We start from the raw sequence: 20,374 nt of genomic DNA, 5'->3' as shown, positions 1-20,374 counted from the left end.
CAGAAAAACCACCAGTGAGACGGCCCTGGTCCCATATCGTGCTTCACTTTGGGAGGTGGGGCCGCCTAGGGGCATGACCGCATCTGACCTGTCCTTCAGCGGCCCCACTTCCGGGGGACTGCCCACCCGTCTGCTGGCCTCCGGGCTGCTGTACGGCGGGCTGGCGGCGCTGGCCGCAGGAACACCTGGGCCGCTTTCCAGCCCGGCGCTGTGGGTCTGCGGTGTGCTGGCCGCGCTGAGTGCCGGACACGCGGCAGTGACGATGTCAGCGCCGCATATCCGCCCGGCACCGGCGCGCTTCATACCGGCTCAGGCCCAGGCCAGATCCGCCAGCACATCAGCCTGGACTGTTCCTGCCGGCTGGCAGGCCGGGTTCAGCGAAGGACGCCCGGTCCTGACCCGCCCGGACGGCAGGGCATTTCTGGTCACGGACCAGGCGGTGGCGAGCGCCCGGGGCATGACGGTCCTCTGGTGGCTGCCAGGCAGCGGCGCCGCGCCGCGCTGGGCCGAAGGGGTCTGGCAGGTGGGCGGCGGCCAAGCTGACGTGCTGGCGCTGGCGGAAGCGCTATGACGCTGCTGGCATTCCTGCTGACACCGGGCCTGCTGGCGGCGTCTGCACTGGTTGCGGGACACCGGCGGACGGCCGCCGCGCTGGGCGTGGGAACGCTGGGCCTCGCCGCCTGGCTGTGGCCCGCGTTCCTCGCGTGGCAGGTCCTGCACTCGGGCGGACGGCCCTCCTCGTTTCTGATGGCGCATGGCCTGAGCGCCGCTGCCCTGCTCCTGCCGGTGCTGGCCGGGGCCGCCGTCTGGGGCGCGTGGAGCCTGGTTTCCACTCTTTTCACGCTGCCCTCCCAAAAGCCCTGGCTGGTGCTGATTCTCGTGACGCACGCTGCGTCGGCCCTGACAGTCATCCTGGCATGTGCCGGGTTGACCGCCCTGGCCTTGCCACTGGTGGCCCTGTGGAGTCTCAGGCCCATCGCGTTCATCTACCTCCGGCTGAACCTGGGGGCGTCTCCTCTCCGTGCGGCGCGTCCCTTGCCAGGCCCCGGCCCCCTGGGGGTGGGTGTCCCAGTGCTGATCCTGACACTCGCGCTGGCGGTCACGGCCAGTCTGTGGCCCAGGTCTGGCTGGGCCAGTCTGAACATCGTCCGCGTCGCCGAGCTGCGTCAGGCCGCGTTGACGGACCTCGTCCCACGTTCCGCGTCAGGGCCGTAAAGAGCAGGGCAGCCGGGTAGAAGACCGCACGCTCAGCCAGACGGCCTATCGACATTGCTGTGGCCCCACCGTAGGCTGACGGACCCGAGAAGTCCCCGCGCACTGCGCGATGCATCTGATCTTTTCTTGCTCCCTACCCCTGCTGGCCCCCGGTGGCCTGCCAGGCGAACTGGTCGTGGGCTGGCAGTCGGCCATCCACGACGTGGTGCGCCCACTGCCCCTCGCTGCCGGGGGCGGCTCCCGTTACCACGCGGCGGTGCAGCAACTGGCTCACCGCACGCCACACGACACGCTGCGTCTGGCCGCATTCCGTGACGCGCCCGCCGCTCTGCGTGATCAGGTCCAGCGCGTCTGCCGGCCGGTGCAGCAGAACCTGCGTGATGCCGTCTATCCCCGACTGCTGGACTTCCCGGACCTGCCCCGGCTCTACCGCACCCCGGCATGCGACGACGTCCGCCCAGCCAGCCGTGAGCAGGTGCTGGACGCGGCCAGCGACGTCCTGCACTCCCCGCTGCTGGCGGCCCTGATGGTCAGCGCCTATCGCCCCGAACGCGGCAGCTTCGAGCGCTTCGTCGTGGCCTTCGCCCTGAACGACCGCCGGGCCAGCCATCAGCAGCAGTGCCGACAGGCCATGACCGCCCTGCCTCTTGAAGACGCCGGCGCCCTCGCGGCGGCCGAAACCGAACTGCCCGGTGAAGACGCGGACCCGGAAGCCGAACTACAAGACGTCCTTCAGCGCCTGCGCCTGCACTACGGTGGGCAGTTAAAAGCGCTGAACGTCAGGCTCGACCGCTATGCTGCTGAGCGGGCGTTCAAGGCTTACCTGAACTTGCTGGATCAGGAGCCAGAAGCGCTGCAGGCCCGTGACCGACGCGGCAACCCGCACCTGCCGCACGGCCTGGCCCGTGACCTGCCGGGCCAGATGCGCCTGAGTACTGCCCAGGAACGCCAGGCGCGGGAAGCCTTTTACCGTGCCCTCGAAATCCTCCGCGCCGAACGCTGAGCGCGGGTGCTGACGCCCTGAAAGGAGTGGAAGATGACTGCCCTGATCCTGAATTTTTCCCATCCGCTGACGCCCCGGCAGCAGCAGGACCTCGGCGAGCGTTTCGGCCCCGCCGAGGAGCGCCGCATTCCCGTCCATGTGCCTGATGGTCAGTCCCTGAAGGACGCGGCCCGTGGCCTGCTGGACCGCGCGGACCTGACCTCTGAAGAGTGGCAGACGCGCCCCCTGCTGCTGATCGTCCCCGGACTCGCGCCGCTGACTGCGTGTCTGCTGGCAGACCTGCACGGACGCTGCGGCTACTTCCCAGGTCTGGTCGTCATTCGTCCAGACCCAGAAGGCATCCCCGGCACGTTTCATGTCAGCGAAACCGTGAACCTTCAAGAGATCCGGCAGGGCAGCCGCTCTCGCCGGGATGAACCTGTCTAGACAGAAATGCCGACGATTTGCGAATTATACATTTTCCGGCGAAAAATACGTGCTGGCGGGTGAATAGCCTGTTTTGGGAACACGCCAAAAGGGCCATCGTCGGCACTGCCGTCCAGCACGGTAAAATCTGGTATCTTTGGAGCGTCGGAACACGCAAAAATCGGAATGGGATGAATAATCATGGGTCACCGTCATTTTCGGCTCCGCGAACGACGTGCAGGATGACAAAAAAAGTAGGGGCTATTTCAATGGCCTTCCCTGTTAAGGGACTGAAACCCAGGAAGTCGGCTATCTCGGTGGTGATGCCCTGAAATTTCAATGGCCTTCCCTGTTAAGGGACTGAAACCGCGCGTGAAGGTCTGGTCGTCGGTGAGCCGGGATTTCAATGGCCTTCCCTGTTAAGGGACTGAAACATGGTCTTTTCCCGTTTGGGAAAATCCTTCGGTATTTCAATGGCCTTCCCTGTTAAGGGACTGAAACTCAGGCGGACTGGCTTGATGTGGTTCATGTCATCATTTCAATGGCCTTCCCTGTTAAGGGACTGAAACCTTTGTGCTTGATCGCCCATTGGGTTGAGGCCAGAATTTCAATGGCCTTCCCTGTTAAGGGACTGAAACGAATGGTTCCCCACGGCAAGATGTCATCCAGCCTTTATTTCAATGGCCTTCCCTGTTAAGGGACTGAAACGGGATGATCACGTTTAGGACGCCGAGTTCGGAATTTCAATGGCCTTCCCTGTTAAGGGACTGAAACTTTACCGAGGAGGTCCAAGCTGGGGTTTAAGAAATTTCAATGGCCTTCCCTGTTAAGGGACTGAAACCGATCTTTTCGTAAGCGTTTCGGCCCATGAGAAATTTCAATGGCCTTCCCTGTTAAGGGACTGAAACATCAGCCCGATGTTGGCACCGAGACCGCGGATGTATTTCAATGGCCTTCCCTGTTAAGGGACTGAAACAGAATAATGGCCAGATGGCCGACGGTCTCCACAAATTTCAATGGCCTTCCCTGTTAAGGGACTGAAACCGTTTGCCAGTCCGTTGTAGTGCTTCACCTTGCATTTCAATGGCCTTCCCTGTTAAGGGACTGAAACCCGTCCTCGTTGCGCCAGATCACCAGCACGCCGATTTCAATGGCCTTCCCTGTTAAGGGACTGAAACTTGACGCCCGTGATGAACAAATCGTTTCTTTGTAATTTCAATGGCCTTCCCTGTTAAGGGACTGAAACAAGCGAGGGCGAGGCAGATGACGGCAAACATTATATTTCAATGGCCTTCCCTGTTAAGGGACTGAAACCAGGGGGCGCGGCAAGGTCATGTCCCAGTCTACATTTCAATGGCCTTCCCTGTTAAGGGACTGAAACGCTCGGTGAGGGTGTTGGAGGGGCGGACTTTGGATATTTCAATGGCCTTCCCTGTTAAGGGACTGAAACCTGTGTGCCGTGTTCGGGATCAACCAGGCCGAGAGATTTCAATGGCCTTCCCTGTTAAGGGACTGAAACACTGAGAAAAGGTGGCAACGATTTTGGCAATTGCATTTCAATGGCCTTCCCTGTTAGGGGACTGAAACTCTTTGGTGAGTCCTTTCACGCTGATCCGGGGATATTTCAATGGCCTTCCCTGTTAAGGGACTGAGACCCCATTTGTCTCCCTGTGTCTCATGGTTTCCCCCATTTCAATGGCCTTCCCTGTTAAGGGACTGAAACTCCATCAGGCGCGTCCAAAATGCAGATCAGGGCATTTCAATGGCCTTCCCTGTTAAGGGACTGAAACTTGGGAAAATCCTTTGGCCTATGACCGCTTCCACAGATTTCAATGGCCTTCCCTGTTAAGGGACTGAAACCCACTGGCGCGGCCAACGACAAAAGATCAACAGCATTTCAATGGCCTTCCCTGTTAAGGGACTGAAACTAAGAACTGTCGTGGCTTAGCTGCGACCACCCCAGATTTCAATGGCCTTCCCTGTTAAGGGACTGAAACTTCCCGGGCATTCAGTCGCCGATTTTCGGTGATGATTTCAATGGCCTTCCCTGTTAAGGGACTGAAACATCACGCCTGCGCTTGAGGCGCAGCGTCTTGAGAATTTCAATGGCCTTCCCTGTTAAGGGACTGAAAGTCTGTGATTAGCGGCCCCCTGAGTGCCCGGCTTCCAGTCGGGCACCCTTCCCGTTACGATGGGAGCCATGGGCTCGAAGGTGACTGAGAAAGATCTCTTCGAGATCATCCGTCGCCAGTCCGAGCAGATTGATCAATTGATCGCACAGAACAAAGCGCTTCAGGCTGAAAACGCCCGCCTCAAGAAGCGCATCGAGGAGCTGGAGCGACGTGCTCGCAAGTACGCCGCACCCTTCAGCCGGGAGACGCGCACCGCTGATCCCAAACCACCAGGACGCCGTCCTGGTGAAGGCCCGTTCGCGCACAAGTCTCCACCCACGCCGCAACAGGTCACCGAAACCGTGCAGGTTGCCACGCCGAACACCTGTCCTCGCTGCGGGTTTACGGGACCGCTGATCTTCACCCGTCACGACAAGGCCTGGGTCACGGAACTCGTCCCTCAAAACGCTACGCAGGTCACCGAGTATCACGTGCCTGTCATGGCCTGCCCCCAATGTCACCACGTGGTGCGTGGTGATCATCCCGCTCTGAGAACCGATCAAGTGGGCGCGACGGCCCACCGACTTGGCCCTGTCCTGCACGCCACCCTTCAGACCCTGCACCACGAAGTGGGCCTGCCTGTCCGCCGGATCGGGCGGGTCATAAATCTTCTGGGCGGCCTGCAAGTCACGCAAAGTGCGATCACGCAAGCCGCACAGCGGCTTGCTGCTGACGGCCGTCCCCTCGCTGCACACGTGGACGCCCTACAGGCAGATCTTCAGCAGGCGCCGTTCGTGCATCACGACGACACTGGCTGGCGGATCGGCACCCAGAACGCCTGGGTAGGCGCGTATCGCAGCACAGATACGGTGCTGTTCCGCGCCAACCTTCAGCACACCAACGTGGAGCTCCGGGAAGGCCTGGGGCAGAACTTTGCAGGTGTGCTGATCTGTGACCGTTTCTCCACGTACGACAGCCGCTTCCTGAATAAGGTGCGTCAGCAGAAGTGCCTGGCACACCTGATCCGCAACGCGGATGAAGTTGCCGCTGGGGAGCAGGGCCGCCCTGGGCGCGGGGAGGTGTACGGACAGCGGGTGGCACAGGTGTTCCGGGATGGGATCCGACTGCACGGGGACGTGACGACGGGTGGGTGTACGCGGGAGGAGTACGTGCAGCAGGGTGAGGGACTCACGCTGCGCCTGAACGCCCTGCTGAACCGGGCACCGCTGAAGTCGAAAGCGAACGAGCGACTCCGGCTGGGGATCATGAAGCAGTACGTGCTGGATCGGTTGTGGCCGTTCCTGAAGGATCCCGACATTCCCCCGACGAACAACGCGGCTGAACGGAGCCTGCGAACCGTGGTGATGGCGAGGAAGGTCTCGCAGTGCAGCAAGAACGCAGTCGGAGCGCAGACGTATATGCGCATCAAGTCCACAGTGGAGACCGCGCGGTTGCGCGGTCAGGATCCCGTCGCGGTCTTGATCAGCCTTACCCGCTAATCACAGACGACTGAAACCAGCTCGATGGGCCCGGACAGCGTTCCGCTGGCCATTTCAATGGCCTTCCCTGTTAAGGGACTGAAACACGCCATTCTGAGCAGCTCGACGAGCAGCGTCAATTTCAATGGCCTTCCCTGTTAAGGGACTGAAACATCTTGGCTTGGTCCAGCGCAAACATTCGGTCTATTTCAATGGCCTTCCCTGTTAAGGGACTGAAACCGGCGCGTGGTCATTCCTTTCTCGGCTTGTTTGATTTCAATGGCCTTCCCTGTTAAGGGACTGAAACATCCAGTGGACTGGAAAGCTGCTCCCGTCATGAAATTTCAATGGTCTTTCTTGTTAAGGGACGGGATCACAGCATAAAGTGGGCTGGACAGCTCTTTGTCGACTGTCCGTGCTGTTTTTTGCTGTGTTGTAAGGGCCTTTAAATGACCTGAGTGCGCGGCTGCTCATCCAGGGCGGGAACGTCGCGGCCCAGGCAGAGACGGGTGCTGGACGTGGCGTAAATCAGGATGCTGTCGTCGTCCTCCATCAGCTCCGCGAGTTGCCGGGTCAGGCGGCGCAACCGGGCCGCGTCCAGCAGCAACTCAAAGACGCTGTACTGCACGCGGCGGCCCCGGCGGGACAGCAGGCCGACGAAGCGTCTGCGCCGGGCGTCGCTGCTGGTGTCGTAACACACGACGTGCAGACCGGGGATCATGGGCCGCGCAGGTCGTCTGGAAAGACGCGCAGGCCACGCGCCCTGGCCTCAGCGGCACGCACGTTGTGAACATACAGCTGGAACTTGTAGCCCTGGCGCTCCCGGACGCTGGCGTCGAAGTCGGTGCCAGCAGGCAACTCAGTCACAATGATCAGGGAGACCGTGAAGCGCCCCAGGGTCTGCCCGAACTGATAGGTGTCGTGCTGTTCCTGATGCTGGCCGTCAAAGGCTTGCTCGAAGCTGGGCTTGACCTCCGCGACATACAAAATCTGGTCTCGGACCAGCAGCAGGTCCGGCGTCTTGAGGACAGGTGGGTAAACGCCCTCGTCCTGTCCAGTAACGGGGTTGAAGGTCAGTTGTTCCAGGGTGGGTTCGTGAATAACGGCCCACTCGGGGCCGAGGTGCTGCCGGGCGGACCAGAATACCAGATACTCGCGCGCCTTACCGATAACGCGCGTGAAGTCATGCTTGCTGTCCAGGGGCTTGAACGGCTGACCGGGAAAAGCAACATTCCAAAGCTGGTGAAACTCATGGATGTTGTGGTTTCCCTTTTGGCGGACCAGCCGCCAGGCAGCTTCAAACAGGTCTGGGTGGAAGGTGGGGGCAGGCGAGGAGCCGTCCCGCAGCCGGACACCCTGCACGGCCAGCAGTTCCCCGGGCGTCAGGGCCAGGGGCGCGCGCGGCAAGAAACGCTCGCTTCGCAGGTCGAGGACGCGGGGCCCACTGCTGTAGGTCAGCGTGGCGTCCGGAGGCGCGGCGAAGGTGGCCGCCAGGGCCATGTTCTTGGTGCCGCCAGTCAGGTTGAGGGTCAGGGCATCGGTGTGCTGGGCCGCGTGATTCACAGCGGCGCGGACGGTAGAGGCGTCATGGTTGGAGACGGCCAGGACGCGCACGTCGTGCGAGGGACAGCGGGCGTCCAGCAGCGTGACCAGGCGGCGCGCGGCGGCCTGCACGCCGCGATGCTCCCCGGCCAGAAGCAGCACCCGGTCATACAGCGCCGGATCAAAGTCGCTCAGGGCCGGCATGGGCTGTGCCCCCAGCAGCACGGCCAGGGTGCGGGGAAGATGGCCGAGCACCGGGAGGGCAGGAGCCGGAGTGGGCGCCGGCGCGGCCGCGTCCCTGACCGGACCTTCCAGGACGCGCAGGCCCTGACCTGCCGCGAGGCGGACATAGTGGTCCTGTTGCGAAACGTCGCGGTGGGGGGCCAGGTAGCCCTGAGCGAGTTGGCCTCCCAACCGGGTGAAGGTGCTGGCGGCCTTGCGGATGCCAGTTTGCAGGTTCCGATGTGTGTGCGGACTCCGCAGCAGCAGGATGTGCGGCACCGTCCCGCGCAGCACGTAGCTGAAGCGGTCCCCACCGAACTGCACGAGCTGGCCGCTGCCTACGTAGAACTGCTCATGGCAGCCCCGCTGTGCGGGGGTCAGGTCCCCGGGCTGCAGGACATGCTGTTCGCCCAGATCGGCATACAGGTTCAGAAGCAGGTCAGGGGGCAGAAAGGACCCGGGCGTGTCTATCGTCTGCCCGCTGTCCGCACCAAGGATACGCGTGGCCCCACCGTGGCTGTCGATCAGGAATGTCAAAGACGCTCCCAGAGATGCAGCAGCGTGAAGGACGCGCAGCATGTTCATCTTGTTGCCACCAGTTACGTTGGCGATGAGCTGGCCCTGAACCAGTGGCGCGAGGGCCGACATCAGTTCTCCGGTGGGCCGGCTGGGAAGCAGATGGAGACGCGCGCCCTGATGGTGCAGGTAACGGCCCAGTCGGTCACGGACGGCGTCCCAGCCAGCGTCGTCCGGCGTGTCCTGAACGAGAATGACCTGCCCGACATCCAGGCGCTGCCGGGTCAGCCACACGTACCCGGCGATGGCCGTCACGGCGTCGTTGCCCAGACTGGCGAGGTAGGTCACAGGTGTGGTCATCGGCGCTGGCGTCTGGATCACGCCGTCATGGTACAGGTCACGTCGGGCGGGCACGGCCTAGCGGTTTTCCAGTTCTCGCCGGAGCTTTTGTGCAGCGCGCTTTTCTCGGCGTGACCGGTGACGCCCACCCTTGCGCCCGGCCAGAACCAGGTGCAGATTTGAGCGAGGCTTGACAGGTGGCTGACGCGGTGGCTTGCGGGGCATAGGGGTCCTCCTGGACGTGAATGTGGGCGGCAACAGAGGTCAGTCGGCAGAACGGAAAAGCGTCCCAAGGTCAGCCGGCGGCGCGGCGCTCAGCGGACAGGTCTCAGCACCCAGGGCTTCTCTCTTCACCAGACGCAAAAAGCGGTGCGGGAAGCAGAGCGGCGGCCCAGTGGTCCGGCATCAGCTGTCCCCAGCGCTCAGGCAGCGCAGGGAAAGGAGGTTCGGCGGCAGGGAAAGCCCGGACGAACTCCAGCCCAGCCGGGGCAGGGACAGCCGATACCGGCGCAGCAAACAGAGTGCAGTGCTTCACCGACAGGTGCGGCTCCCGGAGTTCTGCCGCCCAGGCGGCCAGCAGGGTGCGGGTGGGAGACGGGCCGGGCAGGTCACCCATCTGCTGCAAGGCACTGGCGCGTTCGCCGTGCACCGAAACCCGCTGAAGACGGATGAACTGCGCCTCGACCGCGCCGGACCGGACCGAGCCGAACGGTGCCGGACCAACCGGCGGAAGGGGCAGGGCCGCGCAGAGGGGAGCCGGGAGGCTCAGCCTGCGGCGGCGCAGTTCGTACCACGCGCCGCCTGAAGGCAGGACCTGTGCAGCGGCCCGGAGATCCGGCGCGGTCATGACAGGATTTGCGGCGGACAGGGCGCAGGCAGCGAGTTCCAGACTGCGGGGCGGCCCGGAGAGGATCAGCAGCGCCGGCGCCTCACGCCGCCACAGCACCTGCAGGCACACGGCTGGGCTGAACAAGGCCGCGCGCAGCAGGGCGGCCCAGTGTTCACGCTGAAAATGAGGCGGCACGGGCGAATACAGGGACGACATCGGGGGCAGGGCAGCGGGGTTCTCCATCTGAGAGCAGACGCAAAATCCGGTGCCAGCAGCGGCACTCTGGCCTACGCCATCTGGCCGAGTGACATTCCGGCGCGACCTGCTAAATTAACCCTCCGAGTTTTATCCGCCTGCCCACGCGCAGGCCATGAATAACCTTTTCTTCCTGTCGGCCCTGGCGTTTTCCCGCACCGCTCTACGTGACCTGCTCGGAGAAGTCCATGACGCCAGCACGCCCGTCGGGGCGCTGGTGGAGGCCGAACGCGCGACCCCCAGGGTCCACGTGGCCGAGGCCCTGCGCTGCGGCAAGGTGCTGCGGGCGGCCCTCAGCCCCAAGGCCAGCCCGCACTTCCGCGAAGGGATGCGCGCCGCGCTGTCCCCGGCCCTGCATCCCCTCGTGGCCGCGCTGGCCGAGGAGTGGGCGCCGGTGCTGGCGGACGCCGAGGCCCTGCACGCCAGCTTCGGTGGCAGTTACCTCCGCCACCTGCCCCAGTGCATTCAGGAGCTGGGGCACCTGCCCGCAGAGGAGACGCGCGCCGTCGTCCTAGCCCTTCTCGACGACCCGGTCATGCTGGGCCTCTGGGTGGAGGCCCAGGACGACGGCAGCCTCAGCACGCCTGCAGGCCTGCTGAAGTACGCCGTGAGCAACAGCGCCTTCATGGACGCGTTGGAACTGTTCGGCGTGCAGTTCAACGTTGCGGCTCCCGGCGAGACGGCCCGCTACGTGTTCGCCCTGGACCACGCGCAGGAGCTGTACGTCGAGCGCGGCGGCGAGGCCGTCTGCGTTGCGGACCTCGGTGCCGCAGATCACGTCCCCCCCACCCCGCACGGGGAAACGGCGGACGTGGAAGCCGAACTCCAGCACCGGTGCGGCCTGTGGCCGTCCTTCGGCGAGGCAGAGCGGGCCGCCTTCGGGGACCTCTACGCCCATCTGCTGGACGTGGCGTGCACCCGTCCGGGCACCCTGGCCGGAATCCGGGCGGGCGACACGCCGCTGCTCTCAGGCCGGCAGCAAAAAGCCATAGCCGACAGGCACGGCCTGCCGGCGGCGGTGCTGGCGCGCGTCGTCGGAATCTTCCGGCAGGCGCTTGAGCGGCTGGAGGACTGCCGCTGAGCTGGGCCTGCCGGGGCCCCTTCAGACCGGGCCGGTCACCACCTCCCCGAGTCCGTACATGGTCTTGACGCCGGCTCCCGTAAAGGTCAGGAGCTGGGCGGCCCGCGCGAGCCACCGGCCTTCCGGAGACGGGCGGAAGGACAGACACAGCGAGCCGGTGAAGGCGGCCTGCCGGCGCCTGGGCTGCTTGGGCGCTGAGACGAGAACGCTCCTGATGTCCTCTTCCGAGGACGCCACGTGCTCATGCACCCACGACCAGGCGTCCTCCGGCACCGACTCGGGGGCGAAGGCCTGCCAGCGGCGGACGGCGGCATGCAGCAGCAGCGCCGAGGAGGGCCGGTCCACGAACACGTCCCCGCTCTTAAGCAGGGTGGGGGCCGGAAAGGAGAGTCGGCAGTCGAGCGGGATGTCTCCCAGCAGGTCATAGGGCGTGTGGCGCTCATCGGCGCCGACCACCCGTCCCCTCAGTTCGTCGTGGTCGGCGGTTGGAATCTGGCCGGGTGACAGGATTTCACGCAGGGCAGGCAGCAGGGCGTCGTCCGCGCAGGCCACCCGGAACTGCAAGGTGCGGCCGTCGTGTCCCAGGACGCCGCCGAAGCCCGCCCGCCGGGTCAGGCCCACCGACAGGGGGTTGACCTGGGCCCCGTGCAGCCCAGCCGCCAGGCTGGGGCGGACGTCCGCGATCAGGGCGTAGACCGCCGCATGAACGGCCACGCCCAGCCGCCCGGGGGCCGGGCGGTCCAGTTGCGTGGTGACGTGGAAGGTAGACGGCACCGGACTTCAGAGTTCCGGCACGCCGTAGGTCTCGGCCAGGGTCTTGTACCACGCACTCTTGCGCACGTCCCGCCAGGTGTCACGGTCCGTGGCGAACGAACGCACTTGCGTCAGGGCCTCGTGGATGGCCGCTTCCCGGAAGGACTGCGCCTCAGGCTGCGCCAGCGCCTCCAGCAGACGGGCGAAGCGGTTGGCGAGGTCCGGGCTGCGGCGCACGACGTCGTTGCGCTTCAGGAACCGGATGTTCTTGAGCGCCTCCGCGAGCGCCGCAGGCGGCTCCGGGGGAGCGAAGGGATCGCCCTGGACGTGGAACTGCCCGTACCCGCTGCTGGTCTTGGCCCCCAGCCGCGCGCGCTCCAGCGCCAGCTTGAGCAGGGCAAAGACCGCCTGACCGAGTTCGGTGTCCTCGCAGTGCAGGGCGAGCGTGAAGTCGCCCATGGCGCTCAGGAAGGACACCGGTATCGGCGAGTCCCAGTCGGCCGGCGGTTTGTCCTGACCGCCGTAGTACTCCGGATGGTGGACGGTCAGCACTTCCGCACGCAACCTGAACTCGCCGGGCCTCGGCAGGGCGGTGTGAAAGGTCACCTCGCCGCGCGTGAACAGTTCGCTGCCTGTCTCCCCGGTGGCCGCGTCCCCGCCGCCTGCGTCGGCTGGCACAGTTCCGAAGGCCCGCCGGTGCCACTCACCCTGCACGCGCCACTCGTCTTCCTGAAGGTGCACATGGGCGTACTGCGCGGCCAGTCCTTTGAGAGCCGTACCGGGAAGCACCGGGACCCCGTAGGTGTGGTCCAGCGTGAGATTCGTCTCGAGCAGGGACTCGCCGCTCAAGCCCACGATCACGGGCGTGACCGTGTGGAGGGTGGCCAGGGCGGCGCCGCTGCGCTGCATGGCGCCGTGCCAGCGGGCGTACGCCGCGCGGTAGACGTCAGTCGCCCGGCCTGCATGCAGACCGGCCACCTCCTGCACGAGCCGCGCTTTGGCGCGCGGCCCATCTTTGTCGTCCGAATCCTCGGGCATGTAGCGGCCCATCCACAGGGCCGCGTTGGCCTCGGCCGGAGGTGAGCGCAGTCCCAGCGCGCTGCGGCGTCCGGCGGGCATGCGGTCACCCGGCAGGGTCACGCGTCCCGTCCGGCGCTCACGCGCTTGACCCACACGGCGTAATCCAACGCCCCCTGGATCAGTTGCAGGTACGCGGCGGGGTGGTCCACCTGCAGCGCCGTCTGGTACAGCGCCTTCGTGTCTCCCTGGCCCTGCGTTCCGTGGCCCAGCGCGGCGGCCAAGTTCCGGAGCAGCAGCCGCGCCGTCTCCTTGTCCTTGGTCTTGGTCTGGAGGAAGATGACGGTCGGGGCCAGACCGGCAGTGCGCAGCATGTAGGGCAGTTGCCGGGCCAGCCGGGCGTAGGCCTCCTGGTGCTGCGGGCCGGCCGCCACCCAGTCCTGCTCGGCCTGCACCGCCAGCGTGTGACTGCGCTTGATGTAGGTCATGGGCGCACCACCAGGCGGCACAGCCCCCGGCCCGTGCTGGCCTTGCCGCCGAACTGCAGGGCGCGGCCCGTAGCGTCGCCCACCGCCCGGGCGATGACCTGCGCGGGGTCCAGGTCCGCGCCGGGCTTGCGGCTGGCCTCCGCCGCGATCAGGCCAAACAGGACGCTCTCGGCCGGCAGACTTTCCTCGTACCACAGCGCGCCCTCCTGCACGGTCTTGCGCTGCGGGTCCAGCCGGATGCGCGCCTGCACGTCCGTGGACGTCAGCGCCAGTTGCGTGAGCAGCGCGTCGGGCACCACGGCCAGCCGGGCGCGCAGGAAAGGCCGCCACTCGTCGTCGAACACCGCGTCCGTCAGGTGATCGGCCCAGGCGTCGACCCGCCCGTCGGAGGCGCAGTCCAGTTCCCAGTCTTCCAGGAGAACGCGGGAAGTGCCGGGGCTGAGCAGCCCGCTGTCAGACGTGACCATGGCCGCGCCGCCCACATCCGGGATGGTGGGGCAGTCCTGGCCACGCTCCAGCAGGGTGGCGTCGCGGCGGTAGCGGGCCAGCAGGTAAGGACTGGTCAGGTAGGCGAACGTGGTCATTACCGAACGCACCGGGAACAGCAGCAGCCGCGCGTCGCTGACGCTGACCGCTCCGGCATGGGCGTGGGCGTTGTCGTGTTCCGGGCCGAAGACGGCCTCGCGGTCCTCCGGGGCGCTCGCCGCGCGCAGCACGCCGCGCACGCTGGAACCGGGCAGAAAAGGAAGCTGCGTGGACGTCTCCCGGATGATCGGCATGTCGATGTCACGGATGCCCTGTCCGGTCCCGGCGTGAAGAGGCGTAACGGCGTGGAGAAAGTAAGAGTTGAGAAGCATTCAGGACCTCCGGAAGGCGTTGAGGAGTGCGGCGGCGACATCGGTGGTCACAGTACCGGCGGTTTCGAGAACGGAGACGGCGCGCGCCTCAGCGGGAGTGAGCTGGTGGCGCTGCCCTTCGTGGGCGCGCTTGCCGGCCCGGACCACCAGACGGCCTTCCGGGGCGAGCGGATCGCCTGGAGCAGGCTCCGAGCGCAGGCGAAAGGCCAGGCTGGAGTACCGTTCTCCCAGTTGCACCGGACGGAACAGCACCGGGCTGGCCAGCCGCTGGACGTCCTTGCCGTTCACGTCGTTGCCGCCCTTGCCGAACACGATGGGCAGGCCCAGGGCCGCGCGTGGAAACGGGTACGGCCCGGGTTCACCGTCTTGCAGGGCCAGGAGCGAATCGGATTCAGGCCACAGCGTGGCGCCCCGGTCCTCGCCGTTGTGGGTGGCCCGGCGAAACACCTTGAGTTTGCGCGCCTGGCCTTCCCAGACGGCCCGGGCCGTGTTCCCGGCCTGCGTGCCGAACGCCCAGTCGGCGGCGTCCATGGTGAGGTGCGGCACGCCGCCCGGCCACACTCCTGGCGTGAGGTGGCGGCGCAGCCCGGCCATGACCAGGTCCTCGAGCGCCCCTTCAGGCGCTGGCCGGCGCTGCAGGGCGCCGAAGCCGCGCCGGGTCCTCGCCCCGATGCCGCCGCAGGTCTCGAGCCCCCACAGGGCCGCTTCCAGTTCCTGCCAGGCCCAGCTCTCGCTGTGGCCAGGCGGCAGGTTCAGCGGCTCGACGCTCACCCCCAGCCGGAAACGGACGCCTTGCAAGAGCTTCGGCGAGGCGCGGCTGACGGGATGCTGGGCGTCGCGCAGGGCGAAGGCCAGGTAGCCGATGGCGGTGTTCAGCCCGGGCACCTCCTCTTCTTGCGTTGCGCTGTTCTGATCGGGAACGACGGTGATCTGGACGGCAGAGACCGTTCCCTTCGCGTCGGTGTCGGACGCGCCACCAAACAGCGCGCGCTCCGCGTCCCGCATGGCGGCGAGGGAGCCACCGAACTGCCCGCCGCGCAGCGCACGCCACCAGAAGCGCAGCTGTCCGCGCACGGCTTTGCCGCTGACCGGAAAGGCCAGATCAGGAAATCCAGGGACCATGCCGCCGCCCATCAGGGGCGTGCTGAGGCTGTAGTCGCGTTCGTCTCTCCGCACCGGGCGGGGTGTGACGGTAATGGCCGTCATTCGTCCTCCTCTCCAAAGTCAAGATCGTTCCACAGGTCCCCGTCGTCCTGGGCCAGCACGTTGACCGCTTCAGGATCCCAGACCCCGAAGACGCACAGCCCGAAGCCGTCCCGGCGGGCCTGCTCGGTGTCCGAGACGCAGCGCAGCCAGGTGGCGGCCACCCAGCGCCGGATGGCAGCGGGATCGCCTTCCAGATGCAGGTAATACGCGCTGCCTGCCTGCGCGAGGCGGCGGGTAGGCTTGGCCCGCTGTAGAGCCAGGTCCCAGCCGCTCAACACCAGCGGGCGGGACGTCGCCGCCGCGCGCAGGGTCACGCTCAGGCCCTCGTCCCCGTCCAGCAGCCACCCGGGCAAATACCCGGCGGTGAATTCTGCCGGGGTCAGCAGGTACGCGACCACGGTTCCGTACCGCTCGGCGTGGCTAAGGATTTGCTCCGGGCACTCTGGCCAGGCGGCCTCTGACGGCTCCAACCGGGCCAGGCGGCCCTCACCGCCCACCCGTGTCACGGTCGGCACCTGCGGCAGGGGCGCGTCAGTCTGGAAGACCAGCCCCAGCGTGGTCAGCTCGCCGGTCTGAAAGTCACAGTGCGTAAAATCGCGGGCGCTGGTCCCGAAGAGCAAGCTGCCCGCCGCCGTGCCGGTCGCGGGGTCCACACTCACGTGGACGCGCTCCTCGGGCCTCGGCGACGGCGAACCGGGCGGCACGATCACGCCGTCGCCGGAGCCGTACTCCCGCGTCAGCCACTGCTGCCACACGTTCCAAGACCAGTGGCTGGGGGCGGCGTCCACCTTGACGGCCCGCTGTGGGCCCAGGAGCAGTCGGTCCAGGTCCGTACGGGACCCGGCGTCCAGCAGGGCCATGTGCCGGTACGCACCCTCACGGCTCGGCTCGGCGTCCAGCGGAGCGGGCAGCAACCATTCGCCGGCCACACCGTCCTCAACCTGTACCAGCACCGGGCCGCGCACGCCCAGGCCGAGCAGCGTCGGCAAGTCGTGTTCCATCGTGAAGCGGCCGTCACGTGATCCGGCCAGGGTACGCACCACGCCGGCCAGAACGCTGGGGGGCATGTCACTCAGGCTGTGGGCACGCTCACTCGCCCCAAACGGCCGCCCATCCCGGAAGATCAGCGGGTCACGGGGGGTCAGGAGATAGGTCTTCATGCGGCTCCTCCTTGCTGCTGGCCCGCCAGGGCCGCTGCGATCACCAGTAGATCGGCGAGCGTCCACAGTGGACCCTTCCCTTCGTCACCAGACTGTGCGTGACCCACCCGCTCGTCGCTGAGCCGGTCGAAGATGGCCAGCAGCGTGGCCTGCATGTCGGCAGGCAGCGTGGGCCGCAGTTCGCCGGGGACAAGCGTGTCGTCAGTGACGCGCTTGCGGGCGATCACGCGCTGGAGTTCACGCCGTTCCAGTCGGGGGTGTTGCATGTCTGCCAGCTCGCGGCCGATCTCACGCAGTTCGTAACCGAGCTTCGAGGGCAGCGCGCGCGTAACGAAGGCGTCGACCAGCACCCCCAGGCGGGCCTGAACCTCGGGGTTGGGAAGCGTGACTGCGGTCGGTGAGCCGGAGCGCTTCAGCAGGGCCAGATGAAGCTGGTCGCCGCCGCGTGCGCGGCCGTATCTCTTGCCGCGCCGCTCTGCGTCTCTCACGGCGCCCAGAACGTCCTGTAACGGATCGAGCATATGCGCGACCACCAGCCCGCTGGTCAACGTGGGGGTCCGCCACTCGCCCTGAAACCGGCCGGACTCTACCTCGTAGCGGAACGGGGAGAGATGGTGGCGGAAGCGCTCGCTCAGTTCCAGAGCGCAGGACGCGGCGCTCGGCGTGGGCAGGAGGGCCATCACGTCGTCGCCCCCGGCGTAGATCAACGCGCCCTGATGTCTGGAGACGATCTCGGCGCACTCCTGACTGAAAGCATGCAGCGCCCCCGAGATCTGCTGGTGTCCTTGAGGGTCCTTGATGTCACTGATGACGCGGCCCATTGCGTCGCCGTCGCCCAGCAGCACGGCGTAATAGGGACTGGGGCGGTCCTGTGCCCGGCCGAGTTCGCTGTAAAAGGCCCGCGTCGCGTCCAGAACCTGCGCCTCGAGTTCCGGCGTCACCTCCTGCGCCGGCAGCTCTTCGAGCAGGCGGCTGGGGTACAGCAACCGGGGGTCGATGTCTCCAGTTCCGAAATCATCCACCGGCACCCCCAGCGCCTGAACACGGTCAAAGAGCCGCCCGTAGGCGCTGTGCAGATTGGCCTCGTCGCCACGGCTCAGGCGCGCCAGGTACGGCGCGGCAGCCACATGGGCCGTGCTGAGAAAGCGCACCTTCTGGCCTTCACCGAAACGGGCGACCCGTTTGACCAGTCCCGGCGCGCACAGCAGTTCACCGGCGCGCAGTCCCAGGCGCAAGCGGGCGCGGCCCCGCAGCGGCTGCGTGACCGCCTCGCGCTGGCCGTCCAGTGAACTCTTGGGCGCGGCGCTGCCCCAGCCCACCGCCGCGAAGTCGCGGGTGGTCTTGCGGGCGGCCAGGAGCCGCGCCACCTCCTGCCGCGCCTGAGCGTATCCGTCAGGCCCCTCTGGGCAGGGGGCCCAGGCCCAGTACGCCTCGAGCAGATCCTTCAGTTGCGCCGTGGTGGCCTCACCCAGTACGGCGTCCGTCACGTCGGCCGAGGCGACCCGCAGGAGGTCCGCTTGAACCTCGCTGAGCACGTCCATCAAGCGCGCCCGGGCCGCCTCCACGCAGCGTGTGGCCAGCTCGCCAGGATCCGCTTCTGGGGGAATGAGGGCCAGCAACTGGTTGGCGATATTGCTGCCGCCCTCGTCCAGCGCCTGGGCCGTGGGAAAGATCAGGACGGCGCCGCCGTCCCGCAGCGACTGCGCCGCCGCCCGGCTCACCTCCGAGAGCAGACGCGACCCCGCCCACAGGTCCCGGGTACGCCGTGCCGACGCGATGAAGTCCTGTACCGGACCGAAATTCACGGCCAATACGGCCCTCATGTCCCCAACCCTTGCACGATTGCAGTCACACTCGCCTCCAGATGTCCTCTCCGCCAGCGCCATACGCCAGGCGGTAAGGGCTGATTTTTGTCCTGAACAACGTGCAGGCTGTAAGCCCCCTCCAAACTGGAACCCGCCAGCACCGCTGCCCACAGCGTGCGGTCGTCGTTGGACAGTTTCTCGACGTTCGGGAGCCGCCATCCCACGATGGCTGTGTGGGTGTAACGCCCACCGAAGCGCTGGGCAAGTTCCACGGCGTCCAGATGTTCCTGTGCGTCGCGGACGCCTCGCATCAGGTTCAGTTTCGCCTCGACGAGTACGATATTTCCGTCTACCTCGAGGAGAATATCTGCCTCACGGCTATACGTTCTATCGCCAGGCCGCGATACGTCCTGTCCGGTCTGCGCGTCGCCGTCCCAGTGGAGTTGCCGTACCTTCACACCTAGTGCAGCGCGGGGGCGCCCAGGTTGATTCGCGTTCAGTGCGTCAACCAGTTCGGCATAAACCAGCACCTCAAAGGCGAATCCACGCCACCGAGAATCGTAAGCATTGGTACTGGCATTTGATTCTCGCGCTTTTGCTTTCGCATCTTTATCAGTCTCAGCCAGCAGTGCGGAGGGCAGCTCGTTCTCAATCCATGCCGCCTGAAACTGGTCCAGTGCCGCGCCGAACTTGGAGCTGTCCTTAACCCCCAAGAGACTGGCAGCAGCTTGGCGAACCTCTTGATACCGGAAGGTGTGGTTTCGGAGTTGCTCCTCGCTGGCGTCGAGGCCCAGCAGATTCAGACGCTCACCCAACGACATCGAAACGGGCACACGTACCGGGGCGAGCCGTTCGGGCCTGAGCGTGACGATAGACTGCCCCCGGGTGTATTCCACGGTCCGGTCCACCGTAACAGTGGTTCCCAGGAATGCGTTCAGGGCCATCGCTTTGGTCCCCCCGCTGATATTCAGACGCAATTTCTGCGCCCTCCCCAGATGGGCGCAGACCTGATGCATGTACTCCTGAAAGTGCCGGGGCTTGACTTCATCGAGCAGCGCCACATATACCTTCATCCCACGCGCCATCAGAAAGGTCCGCACGCGGCCGGCCACCGGCACCAGCGGCTCGGTGGTCAGCAACACGACGGTACCTGGCTGTCCGTGCAGCGCTGCCACGATGGCGGGTAGGGGCTGTTCGCCCAACACGCAGACGAGGACGTCGCCGTCGAGACCGGGCGCAGTGGGAACAGGGCGCTGAGCAGGCAAGCTGCTCCCATCCTCTTTCAGATCCAGGACATCCCCCAGGCTCTGCACATAACTCAGGTCCTGCTCTCGCAGGCTGACGCGGTCCCAGGTTGGTCTGGCCGCATCCCCAAAGGTCCGGCGCACGAACTCCGCGAAAGTGCGGGCGTCCTGCCGATTGTATTTTTTATACGGGCCCGACTGGTCTCGAACGGGAGCGAGCGAAAGGACACGGATGATCCCGCCCTGGACGGCAAGTGCCGAGAATCGCTCGGTTTTCCAGCTGTCGTCACGTTCATCGCGTGCACCCTCATGGGCAAAAAGCAGCACTTGACTGCGCCATTCCCGCTGGCGGTTCAGAATTTTCGCCTCGTCCTCTGGCAGGTCTTGGGCCGCGACCTTCCTGCCGCCGACGTCGCTCAGATCCCAGACATCCTGAGGTTTGAGGCTGCTGCCCAGCGGTCTGGAATCACCCCCGGACAGGAAATGGACGCGGTGGGTACCGAGGTGCGCGTCTGTAACGAAAACGCTACAGCCGCGCGTCAGGGCCACGTCCGCCACACGCAGTGCAAGTTCCTTGGTCCCGCCTGTGACGTTCACCGCCGCGTTTTGCAGCAGTGCGGGGAGCACTGTCCGCATGGTTTCCCCGCCCGAGAGCACGCCCACAGTCGTTCCCTGAGCCTCAAACCATGCTTTCAGGCGGGCCAGGCGCTGCGGAGTCTGGGGCACGCTGGGATCGTCGATCAACGTCACGTGCCCGGGAGAGTGACCCTGCTGGCGCAGGTACAAGAAAGCCTGCACGAGCGGGACCGGCTGGCCTCCATAAGTGGCGATGTACTGATTCAAGTCAG

Annotated in this window: 18 protein-coding genes and 2 CRISPR repeat arrays; of the genes, 6 read left to right on the top strand and 12 right to left on the bottom strand. The window is 65.8% G+C overall.

What is annotated here, in order from left to right:
* Positions 1-73: 73 nt before the first annotated feature.
* The 4 genes from Q319_RS0124065 to csx15 all read left to right on the top strand — a co-directional run bounded on the left by Q319_RS0124065 (position 74) and on the right by csx15 (position 2,644).
* Complete coding sequence (locus Q319_RS0124065; RefSeq protein WP_029484888.1) at positions 74-571, top strand: hypothetical protein; 498 nt, start codon at positions 74-76, stop codon at positions 569-571.
* Positions 568-1,215 carry a hypothetical protein gene (locus Q319_RS0124060; protein ID WP_029484887.1) on the top strand — a complete coding sequence of 216 codons (648 nt, stop codon included), beginning with the start codon at positions 568-570 and terminating at the stop codon, positions 1,213-1,215. Before Q319_RS0124065 ends, Q319_RS0124060 begins: the two co-directional genes overlap by 4 nt.
* Positions 1,216-1,324: 109 nt before the next feature.
* Entirely contained in the window at positions 1,325-2,218 is an 894-nt protein-coding gene (locus Q319_RS0124055) for a hypothetical protein (protein WP_029484886.1), read from the top strand.
* Positions 2,219-2,251: 33 nt separating this feature from the next.
* Positions 2,252-2,644, top strand: a complete 393-nt coding sequence (gene csx15 / locus Q319_RS0124050) for a CRISPR-associated protein Csx15 (RefSeq protein WP_029484885.1) — start codon at positions 2,252-2,254, stop codon at positions 2,642-2,644.
* Here the strand turns inward: csx15 and Q319_RS27775 are convergent.
* Positions 2,641-2,826 (bottom strand): hypothetical protein, encoded by a 186-nt coding sequence (locus tag Q319_RS27775; protein ID WP_156039602.1) that lies wholly within the window; start codon positions 2,824-2,826, stop codon positions 2,641-2,643. The two genes, csx15 and Q319_RS27775, sit on opposite strands and share 4 nt — an antisense overlap.
* A 60-nt stretch (positions 2,827-2,886) precedes the next feature.
* Positions 2,887-4,756: a CRISPR direct-repeat array (repeat unit 34 nt; unit sequence ATTTCAATGGCCTTCCCTGTTAAGGGACTGAAAC).
* 79 nt (positions 4,757-4,835) lie between these two features.
* On the opposite strand from Q319_RS27775, the gene tnpC reads away from it, so the two are divergent.
* Entirely contained in the window at positions 4,836-6,233 is a 1,398-nt protein-coding gene (gene tnpC / locus Q319_RS26760; protein ID WP_245619462.1) for an IS66 family transposase, read from the top strand.
* Positions 6,234-6,284: 51 nt separating this feature from the next.
* Positions 6,285-6,587: direct repeats of the CRISPR family, unit length 34 nt; unit sequence ATTTCAATGGCCTTCCCTGTTAAGGGACTGAAAC.
* A 70-nt stretch (positions 6,588-6,657) separates the two neighbouring features.
* Here the strand turns inward: tnpC and cas2 are convergent.
* The 3 genes from cas2 to Q319_RS26030 all read right to left on the bottom strand — a co-directional run bounded on the left by cas2 (position 6,658) and on the right by Q319_RS26030 (position 9,903).
* Entirely contained in the window at positions 6,658-6,933 is a 276-nt protein-coding gene (cas2, locus tag Q319_RS0124035) for a CRISPR-associated endonuclease Cas2 (protein WP_051655750.1), read from the bottom strand.
* The gene (locus tag Q319_RS0124030; protein WP_156039601.1) at positions 6,930-8,873 is read right to left on the bottom strand and encodes a PDDEXK family nuclease; all 1,944 of its coding nucleotides are present in this window, start codon (positions 8,871-8,873) and stop codon (positions 6,930-6,932) included. Before Q319_RS0124030 ends, cas2 begins: the two co-directional genes overlap by 4 nt.
* A 286-nt stretch (positions 8,874-9,159) precedes the next feature.
* The gene (locus Q319_RS26030; protein WP_029484880.1) at positions 9,160-9,903 is read right to left on the bottom strand and encodes a hypothetical protein; all 744 of its coding nucleotides are present in this window, start codon (positions 9,901-9,903) and stop codon (positions 9,160-9,162) included.
* Positions 9,904-10,030: 127 nt separating this feature from the next.
* Between Q319_RS26030 and Q319_RS0124020 the strand changes: the two genes are divergently transcribed.
* Entirely contained in the window at positions 10,031-10,996 is a 966-nt protein-coding gene (locus tag Q319_RS0124020) for a hypothetical protein (protein ID WP_029484879.1), read from the top strand.
* Positions 10,997-11,017: 21 nt separating this feature from the next.
* On the opposite strand, the gene cas6 is transcribed toward Q319_RS0124020, so the two are convergent.
* From cas6 to Q319_RS28075, 8 genes are read right to left on the bottom strand one after another with little or no spacing between them, the layout of a single operon-like run.
* Positions 11,018-11,770, bottom strand: coding sequence for a CRISPR system precrRNA processing endoribonuclease RAMP protein Cas6 (cas6, locus tag Q319_RS0124015; RefSeq protein ID WP_029484878.1), 753 nt, complete (start codon positions 11,768-11,770; stop codon positions 11,018-11,020).
* A gap of 6 nt (positions 11,771-11,776) precedes the next feature.
* Positions 11,777-12,889 (bottom strand): type III-B CRISPR module RAMP protein Cmr6, encoded by a 1,113-nt coding sequence (gene cmr6 / locus Q319_RS0124010; RefSeq protein ID WP_051655748.1) that lies wholly within the window; start codon positions 12,887-12,889, stop codon positions 11,777-11,779.
* Positions 12,886-13,254 (bottom strand): type III-B CRISPR module-associated protein Cmr5, encoded by a 369-nt coding sequence (gene cmr5 / locus Q319_RS0124005; protein ID WP_029484876.1) that lies wholly within the window; start codon positions 13,252-13,254, stop codon positions 12,886-12,888. The genes cmr6 and cmr5 overlap by 4 nt, the downstream gene beginning before the upstream one ends.
* Complete coding sequence (gene cmr4 / locus Q319_RS0124000; protein ID WP_029484875.1) at positions 13,251-14,111, bottom strand: type III-B CRISPR module RAMP protein Cmr4; 861 nt, start codon at positions 14,109-14,111, stop codon at positions 13,251-13,253. The genes cmr5 and cmr4 overlap by 4 nt, the downstream gene beginning before the upstream one ends.
* Positions 14,112-15,317: an RAMP superfamily CRISPR-associated protein gene (locus Q319_RS0123995; RefSeq protein ID WP_051655747.1), complete on the bottom strand. Its 1,206-nt coding sequence runs from the start codon at positions 15,315-15,317 to the stop codon at positions 14,112-14,114. It lies immediately after the preceding gene.
* Positions 15,314-16,477 (bottom strand): type III-B CRISPR module-associated protein Cmr3, encoded by a 1,164-nt coding sequence (locus Q319_RS0123990; protein WP_051655746.1) that lies wholly within the window; start codon positions 16,475-16,477, stop codon positions 15,314-15,316. Before Q319_RS0123990 ends, Q319_RS0123995 begins: the two co-directional genes overlap by 4 nt.
* On the bottom strand, positions 16,474-18,300 hold the full coding sequence (gene cas10, locus Q319_RS0123985; RefSeq protein WP_162178723.1) for a type III-B CRISPR-associated protein Cas10/Cmr2: 1,827 nt from the start codon (positions 18,298-18,300) through the stop codon (positions 16,474-16,476). The genes Q319_RS0123990 and cas10 overlap by 4 nt, the downstream gene beginning before the upstream one ends.
* Complete coding sequence (locus tag Q319_RS28075; RefSeq protein WP_162178722.1) at positions 18,297-20,276, bottom strand: DUF1887 family protein; 1,980 nt, start codon at positions 20,274-20,276, stop codon at positions 18,297-18,299. The genes cas10 and Q319_RS28075 overlap by 4 nt, the downstream gene beginning before the upstream one ends.
* Positions 20,277-20,374: the final 98 nt, after the last annotated feature.

The organism is Deinococcus marmoris DSM 12784 (assembly GCF_000701405.1).
GTDB classification, from domain to species: Bacteria; Deinococcota; Deinococci; order Deinococcales; family Deinococcaceae; genus Deinococcus; species Deinococcus marmoris.
This window is presented reverse-complemented; position numbering and strand designations above follow the sequence as displayed.

Bases quoted from the DNA above. Each gene is read 5' to 3' on its own strand.
- Q319_RS0124020 (WP_029484879.1), top strand. From the start codon at position 10,031: ATGAATAACCTTTTCTTCCTGTCGGCCCTGGCGTTTTCCCGCACCGCT.
- cmr4 (WP_029484875.1), bottom strand. From the start codon at position 14,111: ATGCTTCTCAACTCTTACTTTCTCCACGCCGTTACGCCTCTTCACGCC.
- Q319_RS0124065 (WP_029484888.1), top strand. From the start codon at position 74: ATGACCGCATCTGACCTGTCCTTCAGCGGCCCCACTTCCGGGGGACTG.
- Q319_RS0124055 (WP_029484886.1), top strand. From the start codon at position 1,325: ATGCATCTGATCTTTTCTTGCTCCCTACCCCTGCTGGCCCCCGGTGGC.
- cas2 (WP_051655750.1), bottom strand. From the start codon at position 6,933: ATGATCCCCGGTCTGCACGTCGTGTGTTACGACACCAGCAGCGACGCC.
- cas10 (WP_162178723.1), bottom strand. From the start codon at position 18,300: ATGAGGGCCGTATTGGCCGTGAATTTCGGTCCGGTACAGGACTTCATC.
- Q319_RS26030 (WP_029484880.1), bottom strand. From the start codon at position 9,903: ATGGAGAACCCCGCTGCCCTGCCCCCGATGTCGTCCCTGTATTCGCCC.
- Q319_RS27775 (WP_156039602.1), bottom strand. From the start codon at position 2,826: ATGATTATTCATCCCATTCCGATTTTTGCGTGTTCCGACGCTCCAAAG.
- Q319_RS0124060 (WP_029484887.1), top strand. From the start codon at position 568: ATGACGCTGCTGGCATTCCTGCTGACACCGGGCCTGCTGGCGGCGTCT.
- Q319_RS0123995 (WP_051655747.1), bottom strand. From the start codon at position 15,317: ATGACGGCCATTACCGTCACACCCCGCCCGGTGCGGAGAGACGAACGC.
- Q319_RS0123990 (WP_051655746.1), bottom strand. From the start codon at position 16,477: ATGAAGACCTATCTCCTGACCCCCCGTGACCCGCTGATCTTCCGGGAT.
- csx15 (WP_029484885.1), top strand. From the start codon at position 2,252: ATGACTGCCCTGATCCTGAATTTTTCCCATCCGCTGACGCCCCGGCAG.
- cmr5 (WP_029484876.1), bottom strand. From the start codon at position 13,254: ATGACCTACATCAAGCGCAGTCACACGCTGGCGGTGCAGGCCGAGCAG.